The organism is Streptomyces sp. NPDC022910 (assembly GCF_055561075.1).
The window spans coordinates 1-23,592 of record NZ_JBVHHL010000086.1 but is presented as its reverse complement, the minus strand read 5'-3'; the positions used below and the strand labels follow the sequence as shown (position 1 = coordinate 23,592).

Sequence of the window (23,592 nt, the reverse complement as noted above, 5' to 3'; positions counted from 1 at the left end):
ATCCCACTGCGATAGGACAACGGTGCGGGTCTCACACCCGCACACGGATCAGCAGCGCCTCGTGGCGCACGGTCTCGCACCTCCACTCGGTCACATGGCGCCTCGTGGCGCACCCAGCCGTTCTTGCGCCTAGCGGTGTGGGCGAGGCGGACACGGACACGGGACGATCTCCTGCGCTGGGACGACGGGATGCTGACAGGAATCGAGCCTGGCGCCCTTTTGGGCCTGGTGGCAGGCCGGGCTGTGCCGGGGAGCGCTGTTCGGGGGTATGACAGGACCCCCCACATGCCTGCCACGCAGGTCAGGCAGTGTGACACTGGCGATATGGCGTCCGAGCACAGCACCGGCAGGAGCGGCGACATGGAGCTGGGCAGGTTCCTGCGCGCGCGCCGCACCCAGACCAGCCCCGACGAAGTCGGCCTCACCGTAGGAACCGGCCTGCGCCGTACCCCCGGTCTGCGCCGTGAGGAACTGGCCACGCTGGCAGGCATCAGTATCGACTACTACGTCCGCCTGGAGCGAGGCAAGGAGACCCGTCCCAGCCCCTCCGTCCTTGATGCCCTCGCCCGTGCCCTGCACCTTGACGACGCCGAACACCAGCACCTGCGTGAGCTCGCCGCCCTGGCCGCCCGCTACGCCCCCGAGCCCTCCCCTCCGCCCAGTCGGGAGTAATTGTCAAATCCTGTGGATCATTGTCTGCGCCAGCGAAGTTCGGGTGGGTGCCCCCGAGTGTCGACGAGCGCGGCTCGTTTGTGACACTCGTCCCCATGACCAGCAGCAACGTCCTTAGCTTCACGCAGATCGTTGACCCGCACGAGATCACTGAGGAGCTGAAGCAGACCCTCGTGGACTGCTGGACCGAGGTGAGCAATGCGGGTGGGGCGGCCGGGTTCCCCTTTCCGCCGGTGGATGCCGCAGAGGTCACCGCTGTCCTTGACCGCATCATCGAGAAGCTTGCCCCAACGACCAGCCGCCTTCTGATCGCCCTGGCCGACGGCACCGTCGCGGGCTGGCTGAACATCCGCTGCGATCCCCATCCGGTCGTCGCGCACTGGGGCACGATTCACCACGTGCAAACCCGTCTCGGCGTCCGGGGCCAGGGGATCGGCGCGGCATTGATGAGCCGGGTCCGTGAGGTCGCCCGCGACGAGATGGGCCTGGAGCAGCTGCACCTTGCCGCCCGCGGTGGTGTCGGTCTCGAAGAGTTCTATGGCCGACTCGGCTGGAAGGAGATCGGCAGGTGGCCCGGCGCTCTGCGGCTGGCCTCCGACGACGATCGCGATGAGGTCCTCATGATGTTGTCGCCTTTGTGACACCCAGCAACCTGATCTCGGCCCAGGTAGGGCACGACGACAGGGACAGCAAGGTTGTCATGCCGAGAGGGGCTGCGTGCGCTCGATGAGCTGTCCGCGTTCGAAGCGGGCTCCGGCGCGGACGACGGCGACGAGGTGAGGTGAGTTCACGGCCCGCCAGCGGGCCTGGGCGGACTCGACGAGCTTGAAGACCATGGCCAAGGCGGCGGCCGCGCTGCCGGCCCCTCGGGTGACCTTGGTCCGCAAGCGAACGGTGGCGAAGGTCGACTCAATCGGGTTCGTTGTGCGCAAGTGGATCCAGTGCTCGGCGGGAAAGTCGTAGAACGCCAGCAGTTCGTCGACGTCGTCGGTGATCTTCTTGACAGCCTTGGGGAACTTCGCGCCGTAGCTCTTGGCGAACGCGGCGACGGCCTTGAGCGCGTGGTCGCGGTCCTCGGCGTTGTAGATCTCCTGCAGGGCCTTCTTCGCGCCGGGCTGCGCGGACTTCGGCAGGGCGTTCGCAACGTTGGCGATCTTGTGAACCCAGCACCTCTGATGCCGGGTCTCGGGGAAGACTTCGGCCAGGGCCTTCCAGAAGCCGAGTGCGCCGTCGCCGACCGCGAGCACGGGAGCTCGCATCCCGCGCCGCTGGCAGTCGCGCAGCAGGTCGGCCCAGGAGTCGGCGGACTCGCGGTAGCCATCGTTCATGGCGATCAGCTCTTTCGTGCCGTCCGCGCGGACGCCCATCAGCACCAGCACGCACGACTTCGCCTCCCTCAGGCGTATGCGCAGGTGGATGCCGTCGGCCCAGACGTAGACGTAGTCGCTGGCGGACAGATCGCGCTCGCCGAACGCCTGGTGGTCGGCCTGCCACTGCTGAGTGAGGCGGGTGACCGTCGCCGGCGATAGCCCGGCCGTCGACCCCAGGAACTGCTCGAGTGCGGGCACGAAGTCGCCAGACGACAGGCCGTGGAGATAGAGCAGGGGCAGCACCTCGCTGATCTTCGGGGACTTGCGGCACCAAGGCGGCAGGATCGCGGAGGAGAACCGCTTGCGCTCGCCCGAGGCCTCGTCGACGCGCTTGTCGTTCACCCGTGGTGCCTTCACCTCGACCGCCCCGGCCGCGGTCGTGACCTTCCTCGGCTGGTGATAGCCGTTGCGGACCACCAGGCGGCGCCCGTGCTCGTCGCGCTGGTCTACCAACTCAGCTATATACGCGTTAACTTCGGCTTCCAGGGCGGCGGCGAGCATCCGCCTCGCGCCCTCGCGGACGATGTCGTCGATCAGGGAGCCGGTCTCGGTCGTTCCCTCGGCATTTACTACGCTCAGCACGGGCGTGCCTTCCCGACCGACGGTGCAACGTCGGCCTACTCGATGACCAGAAGTCGATCACTCGGGAAGGTACGCCCTTTGAGCCCTACCCGAGGCCGATCCACAGGTCATGAGCATTGCTCCCCAGTCCGGACCGTGCGCCCTCACCTGAAGCTGGTCCTGGAGACGCTACGGCCGAGCCCCGCCTACATCATCAGCCGCAGCATGGACCTGCTCGCCTGGAACCCCGGCGGCCTCGCCCTGTACGCGGGCCTCGCCGACTGGCCCGCCACGCAGCGCAACATCGCCCGCTACCTCTTCCTCCACCCCACCGCGCCCACCCTGTTCCCCGACTGGGAGTACCAGGTCCGCGGCTGCGTGGCTCGGCTACGCGCCCAGGCGGGCACCGATCCGGACGCACCCGACCTCACCAGCCTCGTGGGTGAGCTTCTGCTCAAGAGCCCCGACTTCGCCAAACTGTGGGAGCGCTACGACGTCACCGGGCGCAAGAAGACGCAGAAGACCTTCCATCACCCCCAGGTCGGCACACTCACCCTCAGCGGCCAGAGCATGCACCTCGAAGACACCCCGGGCCAACGTCTCGGCGTTTACACCGCCGAACCCGGCACCCCCGATCACGACGCGATGCTCCTGCTCGACCTGACAGCGCCGCAATCCGCCGGGCGATCGGACACGAAGGCCGAGCAGGAACAGCATCCCCAGTCCTGACCCGAAGGTCAGGGCGAGGACGACGTGGCCTCGTCCTGATCCGAGGACGGCACGGGCGGCATCGGTTGGGAGCCGAGCATGTCGAGCAGAACGAGGACGTCGTACTCGGCGGTGCCCGGCTGGGCGTAGTACGAGATGAGACGGTGGCCGGGGGTGCCCTCCAGCTCCATGCTCTGGTAACCGAGAGTGACGCCGCCGAGCTCGGGGTGGTGGAACGTCTTCCGGCCGTGGGCGTGGCCCTTGATGTCGTAGCGCTCCCACAGGCCCAGTCACGGAAGAGGTCGCGGGCGGCGGAGTGGAGGAAGAGGCAGCGCGCGATGTTGCGCTGTCTGGCCGGCCACTTCTCGATCCCTGAGAGGAGTCTCTGTCCGCCGGGATCGGCCGCGAGTAGGTCCATGCTGCGGCTGACCACTTGGGCGGGGTTCGGTCGCAGACTCTCCAGCAGCAGCTTCACGCCCGGCCGGACGGTCCGGCTGGGCGGCGGCGGAGGTGCCGGCGCGGTGCGGGCAGCGAGGGCGGCCAGGTCGCGCAGGTGTTCGCTCCGGTGGCGCGTCCGGGTCGAGCCAGTCGCCGAACTGCAGGCCTTCTTCCCACAGGAGCGAAGCGCCTGCGCGGGCCTGGATGACGTCGCCCCATGCGGCCATCGTGTCGAATGACCGTTTGAGCATGTCGTGGTCGGCGAAGCGCTCCCACAGGACGGCCGGTACGACCGTGATGGCATCTCCCCAGGCGGCGATCGGTTTGAAGAGGCCGGGGACTTGAGGGATGACGGCAGGCACGACCATGGGCACGACGCCATCTGCGGCTTTCTGCTCGAGCATGACGTCCTCCAGCCAGGAGCGGAGGAAGGCGTCGCAGTCGTAAAGGAAGGCTGCGGTCGGGGCGAAGACTTGGATGTCTCCTGTCCATCCGAGGCGTTCGTCTCGTTGCGGGCAGTCGGTGGGGATGGAGAGGAAGTTACCGCGCATTCCCCATACGACGTTTTCGTGGAAGCGCTGCAGAAGGGCGTGGGAGGTGGTGAAGTCGCCCGTCCTGGTCATGGCGGTGTGCATTACGGCGGCCGTCACGTCGTCCGGGGTGAACGGACCGGGCCAGTTGTCGACTTGGACGTATCGGAAGCCGTGGAAGGTCCATCTGGGTTCCCAGACCTCTTCGCCGTTTCCGCTGAGGATGTAGCGGTCGGTTGCGGCAGCGTTGCGTAGCGGGCGTGTGCGTTCGCCCAGGTCTGCGACCGGTACGACATCCGCAGGAGCATGGGCAGGGTCGGCTCGAGTTATGACAACGCCCTGGCCGAGAGTTTCTGGCAGGGCCTGAAGCGAGAAACGATGCACGGGAGGTGTTCTTGACGATGCGACAGGCGAGGCTTCTTCCAGTGGCTCACCTACTACAACGTCCGCCGTCGTCACAGCGCGCTCGGCTACCTCTCCCCGATGGAGTTCGAACAGCAGCACCGCAGGACAGCTAAACTCCAACTCGCAGCATGGACCCCTGTGTCCACACTCCGGGGGTCACCTCAGACCCGACCGCCTCCCGTCTCATCGACACACTCGCCGCGGGTCACTGCTGTCATCTACCGCCAGCTCACACGCGACTGCCGAAGCACGGAGGCGGCCCGAGCCGCTCGACACAGAGAGGTGCCTGTTGATGCACCGCTCGCGATCAGAGCCAGAGGCTCCGTGCCAGCTCCGAGCCGACCCAACACCGTTGATCAAGTTGACGACCGCGCAGTCGCCCAGGAGCGCGGGCCGCCCCGCGGCATTCGACGGGGCGGCAGGGATGTGGCCGAACTCGATGACGGTAGTCACCCGTTGGGAGCGATGAGCACCTTCATGACCTCCGCGGAGCGAAGCGTCTCGAATGCCTCCAGCGCCTCCTCGAGCGGCATGATGGCCGTCGTGAGGTCGTCCACCCGAATGTCACCGCGGGTCAGCAGGTCGATCGCATCGTCGAACTCGGATCCATAGACGAAGGATCCGCGGATGGTGATCTCCTTGAGGAGAACCGTGTCGGGATCGAAGCCGCCGCCGGGCCCCGCCCCCACGTCGACCAGTACGCCATCATGGACCAGCAGCCGGATGGCCTGCTGTCGTGCCGCCGCGCTTCCCGAGCACTCGATCACCACGTCCACCGCCATCTCGCCGAGTTCGGCAAGGACTTGGTCAGGAGTCAGGGTGATATCGGCATGCGAAGCCGGGCCGAAGCGGCGGCGCTCCGGTGCCGGCTCGACCAGGACGATGCGGGCGGCCTTCCGGTGGGCGGCGATGCGGCAGGCAAGCTGTCCGATCGGTCCGCCACCGTACACCGCCACGGTGCGGCCGGTGAGATCACCGGCCAGTTCCACGGCCCGTAGCGCCGTGGCCGTGGGTTCGACCCAGGCCACCTCGACCCGACCCATCGCCTCGGGCACGGCCCGCGACGTTCCGGGGAAGGCGGCCATCCTCCGTGCGAGGGCTCCGTCCTTCTGCAGCCCGAGCGCGGTCTCCATGGTCGCCTGGTGGCAGAAGTTGGGCCGGCCGGCGACGCAGTCCGCGCAGACACCGCACACGTTGCCGTTCGGATTGATGTCGAGCGGCACCGAGGTGATGTCGCCGTCCCTGCCGAGGGTTCGCGCGGAGAGGTCGGCGGCCACGTTGTACAGACCGTGCAGGCCGCCGAAGCGCTCCACGGTGAAGCCGATCAGCTCCTTGTACGACGACTCGTCCGTGATGTCGAACGCCTTGGCCACCGCGGTTCCCCCGGCGGCGGTGATCGTGTCGGCGACCGCCTTGGCGTTGACCTCGTTGAAGTCCGCCGCCACGACCTTCATGCCTTCTTCCGCCAGACGGATCGCTGTAGCGCCGCCGATGTTCCCTGCCGCGGCGCCCGCGACGATGGCCACCTTGCCTTGCAGTCCTCGCATGATTCTGTCTCCTTCTTCGGTGCTTTCGGTCCGGCGGCGCCGGAAGGGCCGCCGGACCGGTGGTGCGTGATGTGCCGTGGCTGCTGTGCGCCAGGGGTGCGACGCGCCTGCTGTATCGCCGACCGTCAGCGTGGTGCTGTGCCTGGACACGGTCGGATACCGGGGCGGTGCCCAGGAGCTTTCCTCATGGTCGGTTTTTGAGTGCCCTCCTTCGGCTGCCCGAAGGAGGGCACGGCTGGCCGGCGTCGTGTGAGGTCGCGTGGCTGGCAGCGCACCGTGCCGGTCCGTCTGCAGCGATCACTGGCGTGGTGTCCGCCAGCAGATGGGCGGCAGCGGATCGTGATGCGTACTGGCTCAGGGTTTGAGGACCAGCTTGCCTGTGGTGGCCCCGCTTTCCAGGAGACGGTGCGCCTCGGCGGCCTCGGCCAGGGGGAAGGCGTGTGTGGCCGGTACGCGGACCTGTCCCGAGCCGACCCACCCGATGAGCTGCTGCAGGGCCGCGATCGCGGCCGGCAGCCGCAGCTCGAACCACGGGCCGAGGTTGAAGCCCACCACCGACTGGTTGGGGGCCGGGTCGTAGAGCCACGGCAGGATGGCGGTCTCGTCCAGCCGGCCGGGGGTGCCGCTGACCGACCCGAATACGACCAGGCTGCCGAAGGGCGCGAGGAGCCCGAGGGACTCGCTCAGCCGGTCACCGCCGGACATCTCGAGCGCCGCGTCGACGCCCGTGCCGCCGGTGAGGTCCCTGACCGTCTTCACCCAGTTGGGATCGCTGTAGTCGATGGCGTGGTCGGCGCCGAAGTCGAGGGCGATCTGCCGCTTCGCCTCCGTGCTCGCTCCCGCGATGACGTTGCCGGCGCCCAGGAGTTTGGCGATCTGCACCGCGTATCCGCCCACACCGCCGGCCGCGGCCGGAATGAACACGCTCTGGCCCTCCTTGATGCCGACGGTCTCGGTGAGCATCACGGTCGCGGCGAGCCCCGCCACCACGATGCCCGCTGCCGCGTCGGGCTCAAGCCCCGGGGGGATGGGGATCACATTGGGAGCGAAGGCGGCGGCGAGTTCCGCATACCCTCCGGACGCGTCCGCGCCGACCATCGCGAACACGGGCGTGCCCACGGCGGGACCGTCGACATTCTCTCCCAGGGCCACGACGGTGCCGGCCACCTCCGCGCCGGGGACGAACGGCGACGGTGTGGGAACGGGGTAGTCGTCGCCGCGCCGGCGCATGACATCGGAGAAGTTCACCGAGGCGGCCTCGACGCGGATCAGGACCTGTCCCGGACCCGGTTGCGGATCGGGCAGGTCCACGAGGTGCAGGACCTCCGGGCCGCCTTGTTCGGTCATCTGAATGGCTTTCATCATGTACTCCGGTTGGGATGGTGACCGGCATCCGGCTAGAGGGCCTGGACACAGGTGTTGGCGACCGGCTCCTTGTCGGGCCGGGTCGGGTCGGCGATCGGGTCGATGCACGAGCCGGCGAGGACCTTCACGGTCTGGGCCGGTGCTGCAACGCGGCGAAACCGTCGAGCGCGCGAAGGGTTCCGGATGTCGCCGATGATCGGCTCGGTCCCAGCTCCGTCGCCTTTCGCAGCCGACTCGGCGTTGCGTACGACGGCTACAACCATGTGCCCGTGCTCCAGCAGCACCCGCGGTACGGGGCCGCCCACGAAACCGGCTGCTCGTGTCAGCAGAACACTCATCTCGATCGCTTCCCTGCTTCAGCGGTTTAGCTGTTCGAGACAGGTAATCCCATGAGGTCGCCATCCATTCCCATCGGAGCGGAAATTTTTCTCCTGCCTGTCGCAGACAGCGATCCCGGCGAATCTCGTGGGACGCCTCCGGGAGCCGGCGATGAAAGGGGCAGGGGCGCGAGGCCTCGAGGTTGTCGCGGCGTGGCGCCATGGGGTGCCTTGTCCCTGTCTGGAACAGCTATCATGCGAGCATGACGTCGGCGTGGGAGGCCAGAGGGCGCGTAGCGTCGCCCACCGCTGCGGCCAGCGGCCCCATCAGTAACGCCCTCATCCGAGTGACGCGGCTGCACGTGATGCGAGCCCGCCAGTTGTTCCATGGCCTGGGACTGCACCCCGGTCACGAACTGCTGATGATGCACTTGTGGGATACGGGTCCGCGGCGGCAGTCCGACCTCGCGGCCACTTTCGATACCGACTCGGCCTCGATGACCCGGACGGTCCGGCGCCTGGAACGAGCCGGCCGGATGGTGTGGTGGCGGGGCGGGTTGACCGCCCCGGCACCACACGGTGGGGACGCGGTTTGCGGAGCCGGGCGGGGTACAAGGACGCAGTGCTGGCACGTCGGCCTCGGGCCTCTGACCGACGTCACGTTTGGCGTGCTGACCGCTTGCTCCGCTCCGCGCCCAGGCGGGCGAAATAGGCGATCGGCCGGGCAGGGCCCGCAACGCGGGGATGTGTGCGGTGACCACCCAGCTCGGCGACCCCCGTTACGGACGCACAACGCCCTTGCCTTCGGCAGGATGGGCACATGACCGAGATCCGTACCCCCCGCCTCCTTCTCCGCCGCTGGCATGACGACGACCTCGCGCCGATGGCGGACATCAACGCGGACCCGCGGGTCATGCACTGGATCGACGACGGCTCGGTGCGCGACCTGGACCACACGCTGGAGTCCATCGAGAGGTGGGAGGAAGAGTGGGACGAGGAGGGCTTCGGCCTCTTTGCCGTCGAGTTGCTGGCCTCGGGTGAACTGGCCGGCTTCACGGGTCTGTCCGTGCCCGAGTTTCTGCCGGAGGTGCTGCCTGCCGTGGCGATCAGCTGGCGGCTCGGCTCACAGTTCTGGGGTCAGGGATATGCGTCCGAAGCCGCCCAGGCCACCCTGGAGTTCGCGCTCCAGGACCGTGGCCTCGACCGCGTCATCAGCATCAACCGGGTGGGTAACGAGGCCTCCGAGAACGTCATCCGCAAGCTCGGCATGGTGCCGGAACGCGAGACGGCACACCCGGTATACGGCTACCCGCTGCGTGTGCACGCCATCGATCTCACCGAGTTCCAGGCTTGAACCGGCCGAGCCATCGGGATCACCGTGAGATCGCCGACGGCTGTCCATACGTCCGCGATCGCATTGATCGCCACGAGGTGGGACGCCCAGTCGAAGATGTTATATTCCCGGCGCTGACCTGCGCTTTCACGGAACTGCGGCCAGAGCCAGATTCAGATATCGCCATCAGCCACACCGTCTCCGGCTTCCTGAACGCACGGGTCGCGGACATCCACGGCTGCTACGTGGCAGCCCGCGCCAAGGGAGCCGAGTTCCTCACCACGCCCATCGACCTGCGCAGAAGGCGTGGCGAGGGGTGTTCTTGCAGTGCCTTGTCCCGGGGCTGGTCCAGATCTTGTGCAGGCTGGCTGTCGACGTCCTGCCGCGAGGGACAGCAGTTGCAGCACCTTGTTTCGTCGGCCGGGGGGCCGCCGTGGTGCCGAGCGGCGGAGGGGCCGCCACGGCAGGTGCTTTGGACGGATATAGGACGAGATTGCAGCGGATGTGAGGGCTGGGTCGCCATGGGTAGATTGACATCATGCTGCTGCCGGGGCGTCCCGCAATTTTTCTGGGCCGGCGCGCCGAACGTGCGTTGTTCGACCGCTGGCAGGACGCAGTTCGGTGCGGCCGGGGTGGCGCGCTCGTGGTTCGAGGTGAGCCGGGTATCGGCAAGTCCGCACTGCTCGATCACATGGTCTCGGCTGCGGGCGGATTCCAGGTGGTGCGGGCTGCAGGGGTAGAAGCGGAGGCGGAGCTGCCCTTCGGGGTGTTGCACCAAGTGTGCGCCCCGATGCTCGCCACGTCGTTGAAGGAGTTGCCTGTACCGCAGCAGGATGCCCTGGCCGCGGCATTCGGACTGCGGACGGGGGCGGCGCCCGACCGCTTCGTGCTGGGACTGGCTGTGCTGGGCCTGCTGTCACAGACGGCCGCCCGCCAACCACTGATCCCCGTGATCGACGACGCCCAGTGGCTCGACTCCGGTTCGGCCCAGGCGTGACGGTCCCTGACCAGGTTCTGCCGACAGGCGTGGTCATCGATTCTGGTCGACCGGCAGTTCCAGGTGGAGCCTGTACCCGCCGTCGGCTGTGGACCCGGCGGCGACGGTGCCCCCGAGGAGCTCGGCGCGTTGGCGCAGGCCGGCGAGGCCGTGGTGGGCGCTGGGCAGGGGGAGCGCGGGTCGGGTGGGGGCGGTGTTCGTGACGATGACGTGGAGGACGCCGTCTCTGTGCTGGATGCGGACGGTCGCCGTGGCGCCGGGGGCGTGTTTGCGGACGTTCGTCAGAGCTTCCTGGACGGTGCGGTAGACGGCGCGTTGGACGGTGGGCGGAAGGTCTTCAGGCAGGTCTGTCTCCAGCACTGCTTCGATGCCGCTGCCGCCGACCAGTTGCTGCAGGTCGGCGAGGGAGGGCTGGGGGGTGAGTTCCGTGGGGCGGCTGCCGGAGGCGCGCAGCACGCTGACCATGTGGCGCAGTTCGTCCAGGGTCTGCACGCTGAGCCGCCGGATCGTGGCCGCGGCCTGTCTGGTCTCGGCGTCCCGGCTGCCCACTTGGAGTACGCCGGCCTGTACGGCGATGAGGCTGACCTGGTGGGAGACCACGTCGTGCATCTCCCGGGCGAGCTGTGCGCGTTCCTCCGCCAGGACGCTCTGGTCGGTCAGCAGTCGTTCGTGCTCGCGGGCCTCGGAGATCTCGGCGAGCCGCAGGGACAGTTCGCGTCGCGCCTGCACGAGCTGGCCCAGGAAGACGGGGGCGGCCGCGGTGGCCAGGGTGTAGATGAGGTGGACCAGGTTGGGGGTCCGGGTGAGTTCGGAGGCCTTCAGGGACGACCACGGCCAGGGCAGGAAGTCGCCGGCCGCGAAGGCCAGGGCGCAGCCGGCCAGCAGAACGCGGTTTCGGCTGAGCGAGGAGAGTGTGTACAGCGCGGCCATGGTGGCGAACACCGCGTCCGTGACCAGCGCGGTGGGGAGCGTGAGCACGAAGGTCGTCAAGGGAAGGCGGCGGCGCAGCGCGAGGGCACAGGCGGCGAGCAGCGCGCAGGCCATGGCAGCCTGGTCCCCGACGTCGACGTTGACCCACGCGTCCCCCAGCGCGGCCCCCACGAGGGCGGCGTCCACCAGCGGAGCCGGCGGGTGTCGGGGGTTCAACGGGCGTCCCCGTCCTGCGGCGGCGTGAGCAGGCCCGCGCGTTCGGCGACAAGGACCGCCTGGACGCGGCTGCTGACCTCCAGTTTGCTCAATACGGCGCTGACATGGCCTTTGACGGTACCGGTGCTCAGGTGCAGCCGTTCGCCGATTTCGGTGTTGGCGAGTCCTTCGGCCACGAGCACGAGGACGGCTCGCTCGCGCTCGGTCAGCCGGGCGACGAGGCGGACGGCGGACGGCTCGCGCACGCCCTGTTCGAGGTAGCCCTCCACCACCGTCCGGGTGACCTTGGACGACAGCACCGTCCCGCCCTCGGCCAGCGTTCGCACCAGGTAGGGCAGCTGCTCGGGGTCGGTGTCCTTGAGCAGGAATCCGGCGGCGCCCGATCGCAGGGCGGTCGCCACGTATTCGTCGGTGTCGAACGTGGTGAGCATGGCCACCACGGGTGGGTCCGTCATGCGGCACACCTCGGCCAGAACGGTGAGCCCGTCCACGTCCGGCATCCGGATGTCCAGCAGGACGACATCAGGGTGGAGCTCCCGCACCGTCCGGACGGCCTGGCCGCCGGGGACCGCCGCAACGACCTCGATGTCGTCCGCCGTGTTGAGGATGTGCGTGAAGCCCATGCGGATCAGTGCTTCGTCGTCCACCACCAGTACCCGGATCACGTGCGCTCCGCTCGTTGCGTGTCCGCTTCGATGCGTATCACTCCGGGAGCCGTCCGTCGGCGGACCGGATGCGTTTCCCGCCGGTTGGCGGCGCGGTCCCAGCCGGTTGGCCGGGGTGGTTTCGGCCGGTCGGCGGGGTGCCCTCGGAAAGCCGCAGGGGTGGCTGTGGTGGGTGGTCGGTGAAACCTGAAGGCATGACGCAGAACGTATTGTCGGCCGTGCCCGCACAGTCGACACACGAGCGCGAGACGGTTCGCGCCTCCGCCTCTCCCAGCACGCCGTCGACGGGGCGGCTGATCGGTATAGACCTGGCACGTGGGCTCGCGGTCTTCGGCATGTACTCCGCCCATGTCGGCCCCGACGTGACGGTGGGCGGACCGGTGGGGTTCCTGCTGGAGATGGCGCGGGGCCGCTCCTCCGCCCTCTTCGCGCTGCTCGCCGGCTTCTCGCTGATCATCATCACCGGCCGTCCGCATCCCCGGACCGGGCGCGCCGGCCGCCAGGCGGTGGTCAGGATCATGATCCGCGCCGTCGTCCTGCTGGCGCTCGGCTACGCGCTGACGGCCCTGGACACGTCGGTCGACGTGATCCTCAGCTTCTACGGGCTGCTCTTCCTGGCCGTCCTCCCGCTGTACCGATTGCGAGCAGGAACGCTGGCGCTCATCGCTGCTGCTGCTGCGCTGATCCTGCCGCAGGTTCTGTACGTGATACGGGCGTCGATCGAGGAAGGGAACTGGGCCGACGCCGTCGTCGCCCGGGACCCGCTGGCCCGGATCAGTGGCACGGACGGGTTCGTCGAGCTGCTGTTCACCGGGTCTTATCCGGTTGTCACCTGGATGCCCTTCCTGATCGCGGGCATGGCGGTGGCCCGACTCGACCTCAATCGGCCCGGCATCCGATCCCGGCTGGCCCTGACCGGCGGGGCGCTCGCCGTGCTCGGCTACGGCGGCTCGTGGCTGGCCCTGCGCCTGGTGCCACACGCTCTTTCTGCCGTCGCGGCCGCGACGGACGGCGGTTCGGCGTCGTCCGCGTGGTGGTCCGACACCGTCGGCGAACCCGAGGGCCACACCCCGCTCGCCTGGCTGCTGGTGGCCGCACCGCACAGCCAGACGACCTTCTCCATACTCGGCAACACCGGCGTCGCCATCCTGGTGGTGACCACGTGTCTGACCGTCGCCGACCGGCTGCCGCGCCTCACGCGCCTGGCCACACCCGTCGCAGCGGTCGGCATGACGGCGCTGACCGTCTACGTCCTTCACATCGTCGCCCTCTGGTTCTTCAGCGATGTCTGGCGCCTGGCCGTGATCGAGGACGACACCATGTCCGCGCTGCCGGTTCTGCTCGGCTTCATCGCAGCCGCCGCGCTCCTGGCGACCGCGTGGACTCGTCTGTTCCGGCGTGGCCCCCTGGAGCACCTGCTTCACATGGCGACCCGTCCCGCGCGGCTCATCACCTAGGACCGCGGCGGTGCCACCTCGGCTCCGGACATGGGCTCCCGGGCGCCGCCGTCCAAGAAGTCGGCGCCGCTGTCCAAGAAGTCTCGGAAGGGCGGAGCGTAGCGCCCCTGTTGCCGTGCGGCGCCCGTCACCGCGGGCGGCCGCATCGGCCCTCCGGCGGGGCCGTGGCTCCGGAGTCGGCAACCCCGGGTCCCGGCCCCTGTCCCGGCAGCGCCTCCCACGGCACCTGACGCGCGCTGAGGTCGGCACGGATGCGCCGGGCGAGCCTGGCGGTGTCGTGCCGGTTCAGTGAGGCGCCGATGGCCGCGCCGACCATGAAGGGCGTCAGCATCGGGATCCTGCGGACGGTGAGCCCGATGAGCCGGCGGCGCAGTTCCCTCCTCACCCGCACGCTGAGCATGAGACTGACTGCGGAGGCGGGTTTCGCGACGTTCAGGCCGCGCCCCTCGGTCCACTCCGCGAGATACAGTGCGGCGCGCTGCCGAGTGGTTCCGGGGGCGCGCAGGCCGTACACCTCGTGCAGTTCGGCGATGAGCTTGAATTCGACCGACGCCGTTCCAAGGATGCTCGCGGCGAGTTCGGCGGGCATCGCCGGAGGAGTGGGCAGCGCCGCGGCAGTGCCCACGCTCGCCCCCACGGCCTCGGTGCCCCGCACCGCGCCGACGACCAGCCGGTCGGCAATCTCCTCCGGGCCCAGTGCGGGGAAGTGCCGACGCAACGTGCTCAGATCGCGGACCTGGATGTGCGACACCGCCTCGATCAGCTGGTCCGCGAGGGAGAGGGAGGCCAGTGACCATCTATGGGTCCGCACCTCGGGCGACATAACGCACCCTCCGTTCGGGCGACGTCGTTCCGACGGCCGCCTGCACACCCCGTACCCACTGGCACACCCTCGATTCACGCCGTACGGCGGCCGAGGCCGGCGAAGTGAACATGCCTTGAGGTGGGCCGTCGCTCACCGATCCCTCTGCCCGCGTCCGTGACGTTCCGCGCTGCCGTACCGGCCTGCTTGTGCCGGTGAAGGAAGTGACGTCGGCCGGCGCCGACGGTCTCCAGCAGGAGGAGTGCGTGGGCGGCTTCGGCTGTGGTGAGCGTCGAGCCCGCCAGGACGGCTCCGGTCACGGCGGCCGGGTGGAGGCCAAGGGGTGCGGCAACGCGGCGGGTGCCTCGGCGGCCGAGGATGCCGAGAGGACAGCGTCCTGTGCGAGGTCCGCCAAGACCGTCGGTGCCGGCCAGACAGGCGCCCGGCGGCTCTCACGGAGGTGCGCCGGCCCCCTTCCAGCCCACTGGTCCAGCAGCGGGTGGCCGAGCGACTGAGGCGCTGAACCCCCGAGGGCACCTCGCCACGCGACAAGCGGGAGGAGGTGCCCTCGAGGGTGCCCGAGGCGTGTGATCAGTGCACCGTCAGTTCGATGCTGCCGGTGACACCGCCACTGGTCACCGTGACCGTGGTGGTGCCGGGGCCCCGGGCGGTCAGGCGGCCCGTGGCACGGTCCACCGTGGCCACCTTGGTGTCGCTCGACGACCAGACGTGCGACACCGGGTCCGCGACCGGGATGGTCAGGTCGGCGATGTTGTCACCGCCGACCTGCTTGCCTGTCGCCGTCAGGGTGACCTTGTCACCGCGCTGAAGCGTCTGTCCGGGGTCCCTGACGTCGATCGACGCGAGCGCGGGCTCGACGCTGAACTGCAGGTCGCCGTCCGAGCCGATGCGGATGAGCCCGAAGTGGTAGACGCCGCCCTGGTCGGCCGGGGCGTACGCGGGCATGCCGAGGTCGGCGAAGGTCAGCTGCGGGATGCCGCCTTCGGCGGTGGTCACGCTCTGGCCCTCGGGGTTGAGGATCTGCTCGGAGAACCCGCGCGCGTGCCCGTACATCATGATCACGCGCTGGTGCGGGTGCGACTGCTGGTAGCGCTGTACCAGGCGCAGGTACATCCGCGCCTCCCAACGGTCCGTGAACTGGCTGTTCGCCGCCGGATGCGGATCGTAGGCCGGCATGTGGGTGACGACCAGCACGTCCTTCGCGTTCGCCTGCGTCAACTGCTCGACGAGCCAGGGGTATTGGGCGCCCTGCGGGTCCTGGAAGGGATCGGAGGACTGGAGGCTGCCGTGCGCGTTGTCGGTGACGATCAGTCGTGCACCGCCCAGAGTGTACGCGTAGTGGGTGTCGCCGAGGGTGTCGCTGAAGTTCCCGTTCTCGGCGTCTGCACCCTGGGTGATCTCATGGTTGCCGACGATGTCCCGAGCGGGGACGCCGAGGGCGTCCATCTTCGACTTGGCGAACTGCAGATCCGGCAGCTTGCCGTCGTCAGCCATGTCACCGAGGAACTGGGCGGCGTCCGGCCGGGCCTGCGGAGCGAGGGTGGGCAACCGCTGGGCGATGGAGTCCATCACGTGGCTGCTGACCGATCCGGGGTCGCCGGCGAGCAGGTGTGCATCGTCGCCCGTGAGCAGGGTGGTGCCCTTCTTGGCGAAGTCTGCGGAGTCCTCTTCGAAGCGCAGCCAGGAGGGGTTGTGCGCAATGGCCTGGTACTCGGGCACGGTCACCGGCCGCGGCGAGTACAGCGCCTGGAGCCCGGCCACGTTGATCGAGCCGGTGACCGTGGTGCTGGGGTTGATCGCCAGGAAGTCGATGAACGAGATGGTCAGCGGGAACTGCAGACCGGCCGGAAGCTGCGCGATCGCGAGCCGCCATCCGTTCCAGGTGACGTACGTGGGGTAGAGCGTGGTCTTGGTGCCGTCCACGCCGATGTAGGACTCGGCGAGTTCCAGGCCGCCTCCGTCACCCTTGATCCACACACCGATGCCGGTAGGCACCTGGTTGTCGTCGTCGGTGGTGGTCTTCAGGGTGGTCCTGGGGGTCAGCACCAGCTGTTTGACTCCGGACGCGGCCGGCATGGTGTAGTCCAGGCGCAGTGAGCCGGACTCATTGGAGCCGGGCGGTACGACACCGGGGTCCGCGGTCAAGGCGGCGGGCTTGCCTGTGGTGTTGTTGCTGATCCGCCAGACGGCGGTGCTCGTCATCGGGTCGATGGTCTTGCTGACGCTGCCCACGGCCACCGACGCGGTCGCGGTCGCGCCGCCGACCTGCGCGGTCACGGTGGCCAGACCGCCCTCGGTGGCGTCCGCGGTGAACAGACCGTTGGCGTCGACCGTGCCCAGCGAGGCCGGCGACACCGTCCAGCGGGCCGCCTCCGCCGGGATCTGCACCGCGTCGCCGTTGGCTGTGCCCGCCAGGGCGAGCTGCTGGGTGGCACCGTTGCCCAGGTCGGGCGCGTCGGGGGAGACGGTCAGCGTGGCGAGCTTGCTCACCACCTGCAGCTTTTCGGAGGTGGCGGCGTGGCCGTCGGTGGCGATGATGCGCCCCTCGCCGCTGCGCCGCGGTGTGAGCCTGCCGTCCTGGTAGGTGGCCAGGGAAGAGGGTTCGACGCGGACCTGGACCTTGCCGGCGGCCGGGTTGCCGAGCCGGTCCACCGCGTACACGGGCACGGGCACGGAACCGCCGCCGGTGACCGTGGTGACCGCCTTGCCGTCGTTCACCATGACCTTGGCGCCCGCACCCGCCTGCTGTGCGGTGGAGTAGAAGAAGATGCCGTTGGCGACCGGACGTTCGGTGTTGCCGGGCAGGTCGGAGGGAGTGTTGACGACCTCCGCTCGCGCGGCGCCCGGGGCGCGGGCAGCCATGGTGGTGGAGCCGCCGCCGTCGAACAGCATCGCCGTGTAGGCGCCGTGGGCCACCATGTAGCCCGCGACCTGCTCGGGGGTCACGCCGAAGGCCGTGTTCGTGCCGCCGTGGCCGTCGATGGTGACGACGACGGCGTGGCGTCCGTCGCGAGTGATGCCGACGGCCGTCTCCGGGTTGGCGCCGCTGGGCGGGGTGCCGGTGGGGTCGTGGTAGACCTGTCCGTCCTGCACCAGCGTGGTGACGCCGCTGACCAGCTGCGTCAGATCGTTGTCGGGAGAGAGCCGGGCGTCGATGGCAACGTTGTCATCCCGGCGGAGAGTGTCCGACAGCCACTGACCACCCTCGCCCGCGCCGAGCAGGCCGATCTGGTCGTGGGCCAGACGCGGCACGGCGGTGACGCCGGTCTGCACGCTGTCGACCTTCAGACCGCCCTTGACGGCGTGGCCGAGGACCAGCGTGGCGGGGGTCAGGCCGGTGGTGTCACCGAGGTCGGGGGTGACCTCGGTGATGCCGCCGGCCGTGAGGTCGTTGACGGTGTTGACCGAGGTGAGGTCACGGGTGGCGGAGCCGTCGGTGATCGTCCCGGAGAACGTCTCGGGGCCCATGACCATTCGGCCGTCGGGCTTGATGCCCAGTTGGGAGGCGAATCCGGGCTTGGGGCTCTTGATGAGGTGTCCGTCGCGAAGGACGCCGCCGAGGGGACGGCCGCTGGCGTGGATCTCGAAGTAGTCGCCGTTGACGCCGGCCACCGCGCCCGTGCGGGCCGCCATCGAGGAGACGGTCTCGTCGGCCGGGTTGGTGAGGGTGTCACCGGCCTCGACGACGCCGACCTTCACGTTCGGGTCGCCGAGGTCGGCCTCGAGCACCTGGGTGTGCTGACGGCCGCCGACGGTGTCGTAGGTCTCGCTGTAGTGCTGCAGGCCCCGGGTCAGCGTCTCGGCCGGTGTCCGGTCGTAGTCCACGACCACGGGCCAGTTCTGCGGCGTCTTCGGCAGCCAGTCGCTGTCTGGTCGGCTCGTGGTGGTTCCGGCCGCCTGCGCCCCGGAAACCCCGGACGCGCCGGCCACACCGACGACCGTGCCGGCCATGGCCAGCGCGAGGGCGGTGGTCACCGTGATACCGCGCACTCTGGCTGCCGCGGATCTCTTACCGCGCATTGTCATGTGTCGTTCCTTAGGTCTTCCGGGCCAACTGACCGTCGGCCCAGACGATTACTGGACACGGCCGGAACGTCGGAGAGGTTTCTCCGGGAAGCCCCGCGGATGACGCTCCGGGGCCACGGGTGAATGGACCGGAACGCAAGGGGGGACCAGTGGACGAACAATGGGCGCGTGAAGGTCTTGGGCAAGAGCGGGCAGACACGGGGGTTGGTGTGCGGAGCCGACTGCGCCGGTCGAACGGCGGTACTTCCCCCGCGGGTTGCCGGAGCGAGCCGGATCCTGCCGCGCCGGTGGACCGTGGAAGCACGAGCGGGACTGGGCGAGACTGGGTCCCACTTGCCGTCCGCGGTCCCCGCACGCGACGCGGTCCCGGTCTTCGGGGCCGTCATGCCCGCCCCGTCCCGGCAGCGACGGTGCCGGCCCCGCGGGGCCGGCACCGCCACACATCGCACGCCGAGCGCAGAGATGTACGGCGCGTTCGTCGGCGACGTCACCGCTTCCCAGGCCGCATAGCGTCGAAGGCCGATATCGGATTCGTCACTGCCGGGTAAGGCGGCACGGAGGTGGATAACACGGCCATCAACCCACGGGGCTCGAGTCGCGCGCTTGGTGGCAACGGCCGACCGGGCTGCCGGCCGACGTGCCGTCAACTTCCGGAGGAGTGACCAGGTCGGCGCCAGACGTTCGATCCGCGTGCGGATATCGTCTCGATGGCGCGTACGCCCTCCGGGCCCTGCCCGGGGACATCGTCCACGGGCCGGTCCTCGTGCTGCTGCTCGGGCAGCGTCGCGCAGGCGTCGGCTCCGCTTGTGGTGATGACCACGTCACTGTTCCGCACGGTCCGGTGGGTGAGCTGCTGAGGCGTGCGGCCGGTCGGGGCGATGCCGACATCTGCCGTTGCCTGCACCACCAGTGGACTGACTCGGACTGCCTCAAACGTCCTGCAACTCCTGCCTGCGTTCCGGCTCTTGTTTGCGGCGCACCCGGTCGGGCAGCCCCGCGACGAGTGGACGCAGCACCAGTGCCAGTACGGCCCCGGCCGCCGCGCCCGGTATCGTCCACCACCAGTCGGTGCCGCCGCCCGCCCCGGGCGCGGCCACGGGCAGGGGTGCGGTACTCGCGTCCGCATCCGGAGCAGCGGCGACGTCCGACTGCCAGGGCGCCGGAAGAATTCCGGAATATCCCGTGTTCGGCCTGCTGCCCATCACTCCCAGCCTCGTGAGCAAGGTGCGCAGTCGGCCGGCGTTGTCGGCGCGGTGCCAGTAGCCGTTGGGTGATTCGGGGACGTGCGCCGCCGTGTGGATCCAGATCGGGCCGGTGCCGCTACCCGGAAAGACACGGTCGAGCCGCCAGGGCGAAATGTCGTGTGCCAGCCAGGTGACGTTGATCTGCCGGGTGTGGACCAGGTCGGCCTCGGGAGGCTTGTCGCGGCTGCCGGTGTCCGACGGACCGAGCAGTTGCTGCAGTTGTCCGTATTCCTTGTCAGAGAAGTAGAACGCGGTGGCTTCCGCGCTCGTGGGCGAGGTCACGAGCACGCTCGTCGGCCCGCCGGCCGTCGCCGTGGATGCGCCCCACACCAGCAGCGCGAGCGTCATGGCCAACGACCCCGTCAGTGCGGCAGCCTTCCGGGCCCCGCCTCTCCATCTGAGCATCCGAACCCCCGGTCGCCCGATCGTCGTGCGGCCCGTCCCCGAGCCGCGTGTCACTTCTGGTACACCGCCCGAGGCTCCGGGGTTCCCGCCTCGCACCCTATTTCGAGGACGTACCAGGCTCCCGGGCGATGGACCGTGCGATCTCCATGGCCCGGCTCTTCGACGTCACCCCCTCCAACCGCAGCGTCACCGCACCTCTCCGTGTCTCATGGGTCCACAGCAGCGTCGGACCCGCCGTCCGCTCTTTGCGCGTGTAGCGCTCGCGGTCCGCGTCCACCAGCCAGAAGGTCAGCGGATGAGGCTCCCGGAACCACAGGGCGAAGTCGGACGGGTCGGCGCCGGGAGAATCGCGGTCCAGCTGTATCCACTCGGGCGGCTCGCGAACCCTCTTGACGAAGCCGACGTCCAGTCGAGCCGGATACTCGTCCAGCCGGACTGTGTTCCCGTACTCGCGCCAGCACAGGCTCACCAGGAACCGGCCGTGCGGCTCACCGGTCACCGCCACCGTGTCCGGGGTGCCCAGCGCGTCAGGCACCACCGGTGCGAAGCCGGCCCGATGCTGTGCCTGAGCGAGCGTCACCGACCTGCCGCAGTCGGGGACTTGGGCGCCGGGTGAGGGGGCTGCCGACGGGTCGACCCTGACCTCGACCCCTCCGAAGTCGAACCAGTCGATGACCGCCGCCCGTACCGGGGGCGTGAGCGCGAGCACCGTCAGCAGACCGCACAGCGCCGCGGTCAGCGCACGCCACCGCGTCCTCGTCCAGCGCCGCGCTGCTCGCAACCGCTCAGGGGCGCGGGTCGGCTCGGAGACAGGAGTCGGCAGCCGCTCGACGCGGATCTGCATCAGGACCCGCTCGGCCATCGACTCGGACGCACCGGCCGCCGGTTGGTCCAGCGACCGCCCGAGTTCCCGCAACTCCCCGGACAGCCGGGCCGCCGCCTCCGCGCGCCGGCCCAGGCCGCCGGCGGCCTCATCGGTCCGGGCGTCCTGACGGTCGTAGGACTCACTCACGCTCATCACCCCCTTCCCGAGGCTGAAAGTCCGGCAGGAGATGCCCCAGCTTCCGCAGGGCGCGGTTGAGCCGGGATTTCACCGTGCCGCGGCGCCAGCCCAGGGCCTGGGCTGTCTCGGCCTCGTTCATCTCCAGGAGATAGCGGTAAGTCACGACCAGGCGATGCTCCTCGCTCAGCTTCTCCAGAGCAGTGAGCAGGGCCGCCCGGCGCTCCCGCTCCAGCGTCGCCACCGCCGGGTCCTTCGGGTCCGGGATCAGCGGCTGCGCCTTCACGAGGGCGGCCTCTCTGTCGGCGAGCGTGCGTTGGCGGGCCGCCGTCCGCACCATGTTTCTCGTTTCATTGGCGACGATGGCGAGCAGCCACGGTTTGAACCGTGCGCCGTTGTCGAATCGCCCCAGTGCGCAGTACGCCTTCACGAACGCCTGCTGCACCACGTCCTCTGCATCCGCCCCCGCCCCGAGCGCGGCGGCCGCCCGTAACGCGATGCGCGTGTGGGCGCGCACCAGCTCCGCGTACGCCTCCGGCTCTCCGGCGCGTACACGAGCGATCACCGCGGCCTCATCGACGATACGGTCCCCCTCCCGCGTTCTCACATACGTGTTACACCGCGAACGGCAGATCGGTTCCCACTTGTTCGCCCGGTAATGGGGCAGCTCGGTGAACTGCGCGCGGACCTGCCTTAGTCGAGGCAGTGCAGTGGTGAGGCACCGGGACGCGGCACCGGGCGGACGGTCCGCTGTCCGGACCGTCGTCTTTGCGTGGTGTCCGAGCGCAGGTTCCCTCGGCGCGGGGCATTGGTCACCAAACTTGAGATATTTGTTTTCTTGAAGCGTTCGTGTTTATGGGAGTAGGTTCGGCGCCATGACCGCATCCCAGCCTCCGACCACCGCTGAGGAGCTGCGCGGTGCCGGCCTGCGGGTGACGGCCGCCCGCGTCGCGCTGCTCGAGACCGTCCGGGACGGTGACCACCTCGGCGTCGAGGCGATCGCCTCCGGGGTGCGCGAGCGCGTAGGCCATGTCTCCCTTCAAGCCGTGTACGAGGCCCTCCACGCGCTGACCGCGGCGGGGCTCATACGGCGCATCGAACCGGCCGGCAGCCCCGCCCGATTCGAGGGGCGCGTCGGCGACAACCACCATCACGTCGTGTGCCGGTCGTGCGGTGTCGTCGCGGATGTCGACTGCGAGGTCGGCGAGGCTCCCTGCCTGACCGCGTCCGACGACCACGGCTTCGCGATCGACGAGGCCGAGGTCATCTACTGGGGCCTGTGCCCCGACTGTTCCACCGGCCGTAGTTCCTGAGCACTGTGATCCACCTAGTCCGGAAGGATTTCCATGGCTGAGAACCCTGATGCAATCGTCACTGACGCCAAGACGGAGGGCACAGGTGGCTGCCCGGTCGCGCACGGGCGCGCCGCGCACCCGACCCAGGGCGGTGGGAACCGCCAGTGGTGGCCGGAGCGGCTCAACCTGAAGATCCTCGCCAAGAACCCCGCCGTGGCCAACCCGCTCGGCGAGGAGTTCGACTACGCCGAGGCGTTCAAGAACCTCGACCTCGCGGCCGTCAAGCAGGACATCGCGGCGGTGCTTACGGAGTCGCAGGACTGGTGGCCGGCCGACTTCGGCCACTACGGCCCGTTCATGATCCGGATGGCGTGGCACAGCGCGGGCACCTACCGGATCAGCGACGGCCGCGGCGGCGCGGGGGCCGGCCAGCAGCGCTTCGCCCCTCTCAACAGCTGGCCGGACAACGGCAACCTCGACAAGGCCCGCCGTCTGCTGTGGCCGGTCAAGAAGAAGTACGGCCAGAGCATCTCGTGGGCCGACCTGATGATCCTCACCGGTAACGTCGCCCTGGAGTCGATGGGCTTCGAGACCTTCGGCTTCGCCGGCGGCCGTGAGGACGTCTGGGAGGCCGAGGAGGATGTCTACTGGGGCCCCGAGACCACCTGGCTCGACGACCAGCGCTACACCGGCGACCGCGAGCTGGAGAACCCGCTCGGCGCCGTCCAGATGGGCCTCATCTACGTCAACCCCGAGGGCCCGAACGGCAACCCGGACCCGCTGGCCGCGGCCCGTGACATCCGGGAGACGTTCCGCCGGATGGCGATGAACGACGAGGAGACCGTCGCCCTGATCGCGGGCGGTCACACCTTCGGCAAGACCCACGGCGCGGGCCCGGCGGACAACGTCGGCCCCGACCCCGAGGCCGCCCCCATCGAGGAGCAGGGCCTCGGCTGGAGGAACTCGTACGGCACCGGAAAGGGTGCGGACGCCATCACCTCCGGTCTGGAGGTCACCTGGACCACGACCCCCACGCAGTGGAGCAACGGCTTCTTCGACAACCTCTTCGGCTACGAGTGGGAGCTGACCGAGAGCCCCGCCGGCGCCAAGCAGTGGAAGCCGAAGGACGGCGCGGGAGAGGGCACCGTCCCGCACGCCCACGACGCCTCGAAGAAGATCGCCCCGAACATGCTCACGACGGACCTGGCGCTGCGCTTCGACCCGATCTACGAGCCGATCTCCCGCCGCTTCCACGAGAACCCCGCCGAGTTCGCGGACGCCTTCGCCC

General features: G+C 69.3%; 20 protein-coding genes and 5 pseudogenes. 10 read left to right on the top strand and 15 right to left on the bottom strand.

What is annotated here, in order from left to right:
• Positions 1–324: 324 nt before the first annotated feature.
• Positions 325–666, top strand: a pseudogene (locus ACZ3TS_RS39480) (helix-turn-helix domain-containing protein); the annotation flags it as partial.
• A gap of 101 nt (positions 667–767) precedes the next feature.
• Positions 768–1,313, top strand: a complete 546-nt coding sequence (locus ACZ3TS_RS39475; protein ID WP_467627189.1) for a GNAT family N-acetyltransferase — start codon at positions 768–770, stop codon at positions 1,311–1,313.
• Between the two features lie 57 nt (positions 1,314–1,370).
• On the opposite strand, the gene ACZ3TS_RS39470 is transcribed toward ACZ3TS_RS39475, so the two are convergent.
• Entirely contained in the window at positions 1,371–2,624 is a 1,254-nt protein-coding gene (locus tag ACZ3TS_RS39470; RefSeq protein ID WP_467627187.1) for an IS256 family transposase, read from the bottom strand.
• Between the two features lie 123 nt (positions 2,625–2,747).
• Between ACZ3TS_RS39470 and ACZ3TS_RS39465 the strand changes: the two are divergent.
• Positions 2,748–3,332 (top strand): annotated as a pseudogene (locus ACZ3TS_RS39465) (MmyB family transcriptional regulator); the annotation flags it as partial.
• 8 nt (positions 3,333–3,340) lie between these two features.
• Here ACZ3TS_RS39465 and ACZ3TS_RS39460 read toward each other — a convergent pair.
• A pseudogene (locus tag ACZ3TS_RS39460) lies at positions 3,341–3,744 on the bottom strand (MmyB family transcriptional regulator).
• 142 nt (positions 3,745–3,886) lie between these two features.
• Positions 3,887–4,504: pseudogene (locus tag ACZ3TS_RS39455) on the bottom strand (family 78 glycoside hydrolase catalytic domain); the annotation flags it as partial.
• Between the two features lie 33 nt (positions 4,505–4,537).
• Here ACZ3TS_RS39455 and ACZ3TS_RS39450 point away from each other — a divergent pair.
• Positions 4,538–4,813: pseudogene (locus ACZ3TS_RS39450) on the top strand (integrase core domain-containing protein); the annotation flags it as partial.
• A 320-nt stretch (positions 4,814–5,133) separates the two neighbouring features.
• Here ACZ3TS_RS39450 and ACZ3TS_RS39445 read toward each other — a convergent pair.
• From ACZ3TS_RS39445 to ACZ3TS_RS39435, 3 genes are all read right to left on the bottom strand, one after another.
• The gene (locus ACZ3TS_RS39445) at positions 5,134–6,231 is read right to left on the bottom strand and encodes a zinc-dependent alcohol dehydrogenase (protein WP_467627184.1); all 1,098 of its coding nucleotides are present in this window, start codon (positions 6,229–6,231) and stop codon (positions 5,134–5,136) included.
• Positions 6,232–6,585: 354 nt separating this feature from the next.
• Positions 6,586–7,578, bottom strand: coding sequence for a quinone oxidoreductase family protein (locus ACZ3TS_RS39440; protein ID WP_467627182.1), 993 nt, complete (start codon positions 7,576–7,578; stop codon positions 6,586–6,588).
• 50 nt (positions 7,579–7,628) lie between these two features.
• Positions 7,629–7,934 (bottom strand): NAD-dependent epimerase/dehydratase family protein, encoded by a 306-nt coding sequence (locus ACZ3TS_RS39435; RefSeq protein WP_467627179.1) that lies wholly within the window; start codon positions 7,932–7,934, stop codon positions 7,629–7,631.
• A gap of 200 nt (positions 7,935–8,134) precedes the next feature.
• Between ACZ3TS_RS39435 and ACZ3TS_RS39430 the strand changes: the two genes are divergently transcribed.
• The 3 genes from ACZ3TS_RS39430 to ACZ3TS_RS39420 all read left to right on the top strand — a co-directional run bounded on the left by ACZ3TS_RS39430 (position 8,135) and on the right by ACZ3TS_RS39420 (position 10,243).
• The gene (locus ACZ3TS_RS39430; RefSeq protein WP_467627177.1) at positions 8,135–8,737 is read left to right on the top strand and encodes a MarR family winged helix-turn-helix transcriptional regulator; all 603 of its coding nucleotides are present in this window, start codon (positions 8,135–8,137) and stop codon (positions 8,735–8,737) included.
• A complete protein-coding gene (locus ACZ3TS_RS39425; protein WP_467627175.1) occupies positions 8,734–9,267 on the top strand; it encodes a GNAT family N-acetyltransferase in 534 nt (177 codons plus the stop codon). The genes ACZ3TS_RS39430 and ACZ3TS_RS39425 overlap by 4 nt, the downstream gene beginning before the upstream one ends.
• A gap of 517 nt (positions 9,268–9,784) precedes the next feature.
• The gene (locus ACZ3TS_RS39420; RefSeq protein ID WP_467627172.1) at positions 9,785–10,243 is read left to right on the top strand and encodes an ATP-binding protein; all 459 of its coding nucleotides are present in this window, start codon (positions 9,785–9,787) and stop codon (positions 10,241–10,243) included.
• Positions 10,244–10,276: 33 nt separating this feature from the next.
• Here the strand turns inward: ACZ3TS_RS39420 and ACZ3TS_RS39415 are convergent, their stop codons facing one another.
• The gene (locus tag ACZ3TS_RS39415; protein ID WP_467627170.1) at positions 10,277–11,389 is read right to left on the bottom strand and encodes a sensor histidine kinase; all 1,113 of its coding nucleotides are present in this window, start codon (positions 11,387–11,389) and stop codon (positions 10,277–10,279) included.
• Positions 11,386–12,054, bottom strand: a complete 669-nt coding sequence (locus ACZ3TS_RS39410; RefSeq protein WP_467627168.1) for a response regulator — start codon at positions 12,052–12,054, stop codon at positions 11,386–11,388. Before ACZ3TS_RS39410 ends, ACZ3TS_RS39415 begins: the two co-directional genes overlap by 4 nt.
• Positions 12,055–12,248: 194 nt before the next feature.
• Here ACZ3TS_RS39410 and ACZ3TS_RS39405 point away from each other — a divergent pair, with 194 nt between their 5' ends.
• The gene (locus tag ACZ3TS_RS39405; RefSeq protein ID WP_467627165.1) at positions 12,249–13,511 is read left to right on the top strand and encodes a DUF418 domain-containing protein; all 1,263 of its coding nucleotides are present in this window, start codon (positions 12,249–12,251) and stop codon (positions 13,509–13,511) included.
• Positions 13,512–13,638: 127 nt separating this feature from the next.
• On the opposite strand, the gene ACZ3TS_RS39400 is transcribed toward ACZ3TS_RS39405, so the two are convergent.
• The 7 genes from ACZ3TS_RS39400 to ACZ3TS_RS39370 all read right to left on the bottom strand — a co-directional run bounded on the left by ACZ3TS_RS39400 (position 13,639) and on the right by ACZ3TS_RS39370 (position 21,574).
• Positions 13,639–14,334: a hypothetical protein gene (locus ACZ3TS_RS39400; RefSeq protein ID WP_467627163.1), complete on the bottom strand. Its 696-nt coding sequence runs from the start codon at positions 14,332–14,334 to the stop codon at positions 13,639–13,641.
• Positions 14,335–14,408: 74 nt separating this feature from the next.
• The gene (locus tag ACZ3TS_RS39395) at positions 14,409–14,633 is read right to left on the bottom strand and encodes a hypothetical protein (protein ID WP_467627161.1); all 225 of its coding nucleotides are present in this window, start codon (positions 14,631–14,633) and stop codon (positions 14,409–14,411) included.
• Between the two features lie 271 nt (positions 14,634–14,904).
• A complete protein-coding gene (locus ACZ3TS_RS39390) occupies positions 14,905–18,360 on the bottom strand; it encodes a phosphodiester glycosidase family protein (protein ID WP_467627159.1) in 3,456 nt (1,151 codons plus the stop codon).
• Positions 18,361–19,003: 643 nt separating this feature from the next.
• Positions 19,004–19,267, bottom strand: a complete 264-nt coding sequence (locus tag ACZ3TS_RS39385) for a hypothetical protein (RefSeq protein ID WP_467627156.1) — start codon at positions 19,265–19,267, stop codon at positions 19,004–19,006.
• A 22-nt stretch (positions 19,268–19,289) separates the two neighbouring features.
• Positions 19,290–19,952, bottom strand: a complete 663-nt coding sequence (locus tag ACZ3TS_RS39380) for a hypothetical protein (RefSeq protein ID WP_467627154.1) — start codon at positions 19,950–19,952, stop codon at positions 19,290–19,292.
• Positions 19,953–20,106: 154 nt separating this feature from the next.
• Positions 20,107–21,021, bottom strand: coding sequence for a hypothetical protein (locus ACZ3TS_RS39375; protein ID WP_467627152.1), 915 nt, complete (start codon positions 21,019–21,021; stop codon positions 20,107–20,109).
• Complete coding sequence (locus ACZ3TS_RS39370) at positions 21,014–21,574, bottom strand: RNA polymerase sigma factor (protein ID WP_467627149.1); 561 nt, start codon at positions 21,572–21,574, stop codon at positions 21,014–21,016. Before ACZ3TS_RS39370 ends, ACZ3TS_RS39375 begins: the two co-directional genes overlap by 8 nt.
• A gap of 310 nt (positions 21,575–21,884) precedes the next feature.
• On the opposite strand from ACZ3TS_RS39370, the gene ACZ3TS_RS39365 reads away from it, so the two are divergent.
• Complete coding sequence (locus tag ACZ3TS_RS39365; protein WP_467627147.1) at positions 21,885–22,322, top strand: Fur family transcriptional regulator; 438 nt, start codon at positions 21,885–21,887, stop codon at positions 22,320–22,322.
• 33 nt (positions 22,323–22,355) lie between these two features.
• Positions 22,356–23,592 (top strand): peroxidase family protein (locus ACZ3TS_RS39360; protein ID WP_467627145.1); only part of this gene is annotated, 1,237 nt, incomplete at its 3' end.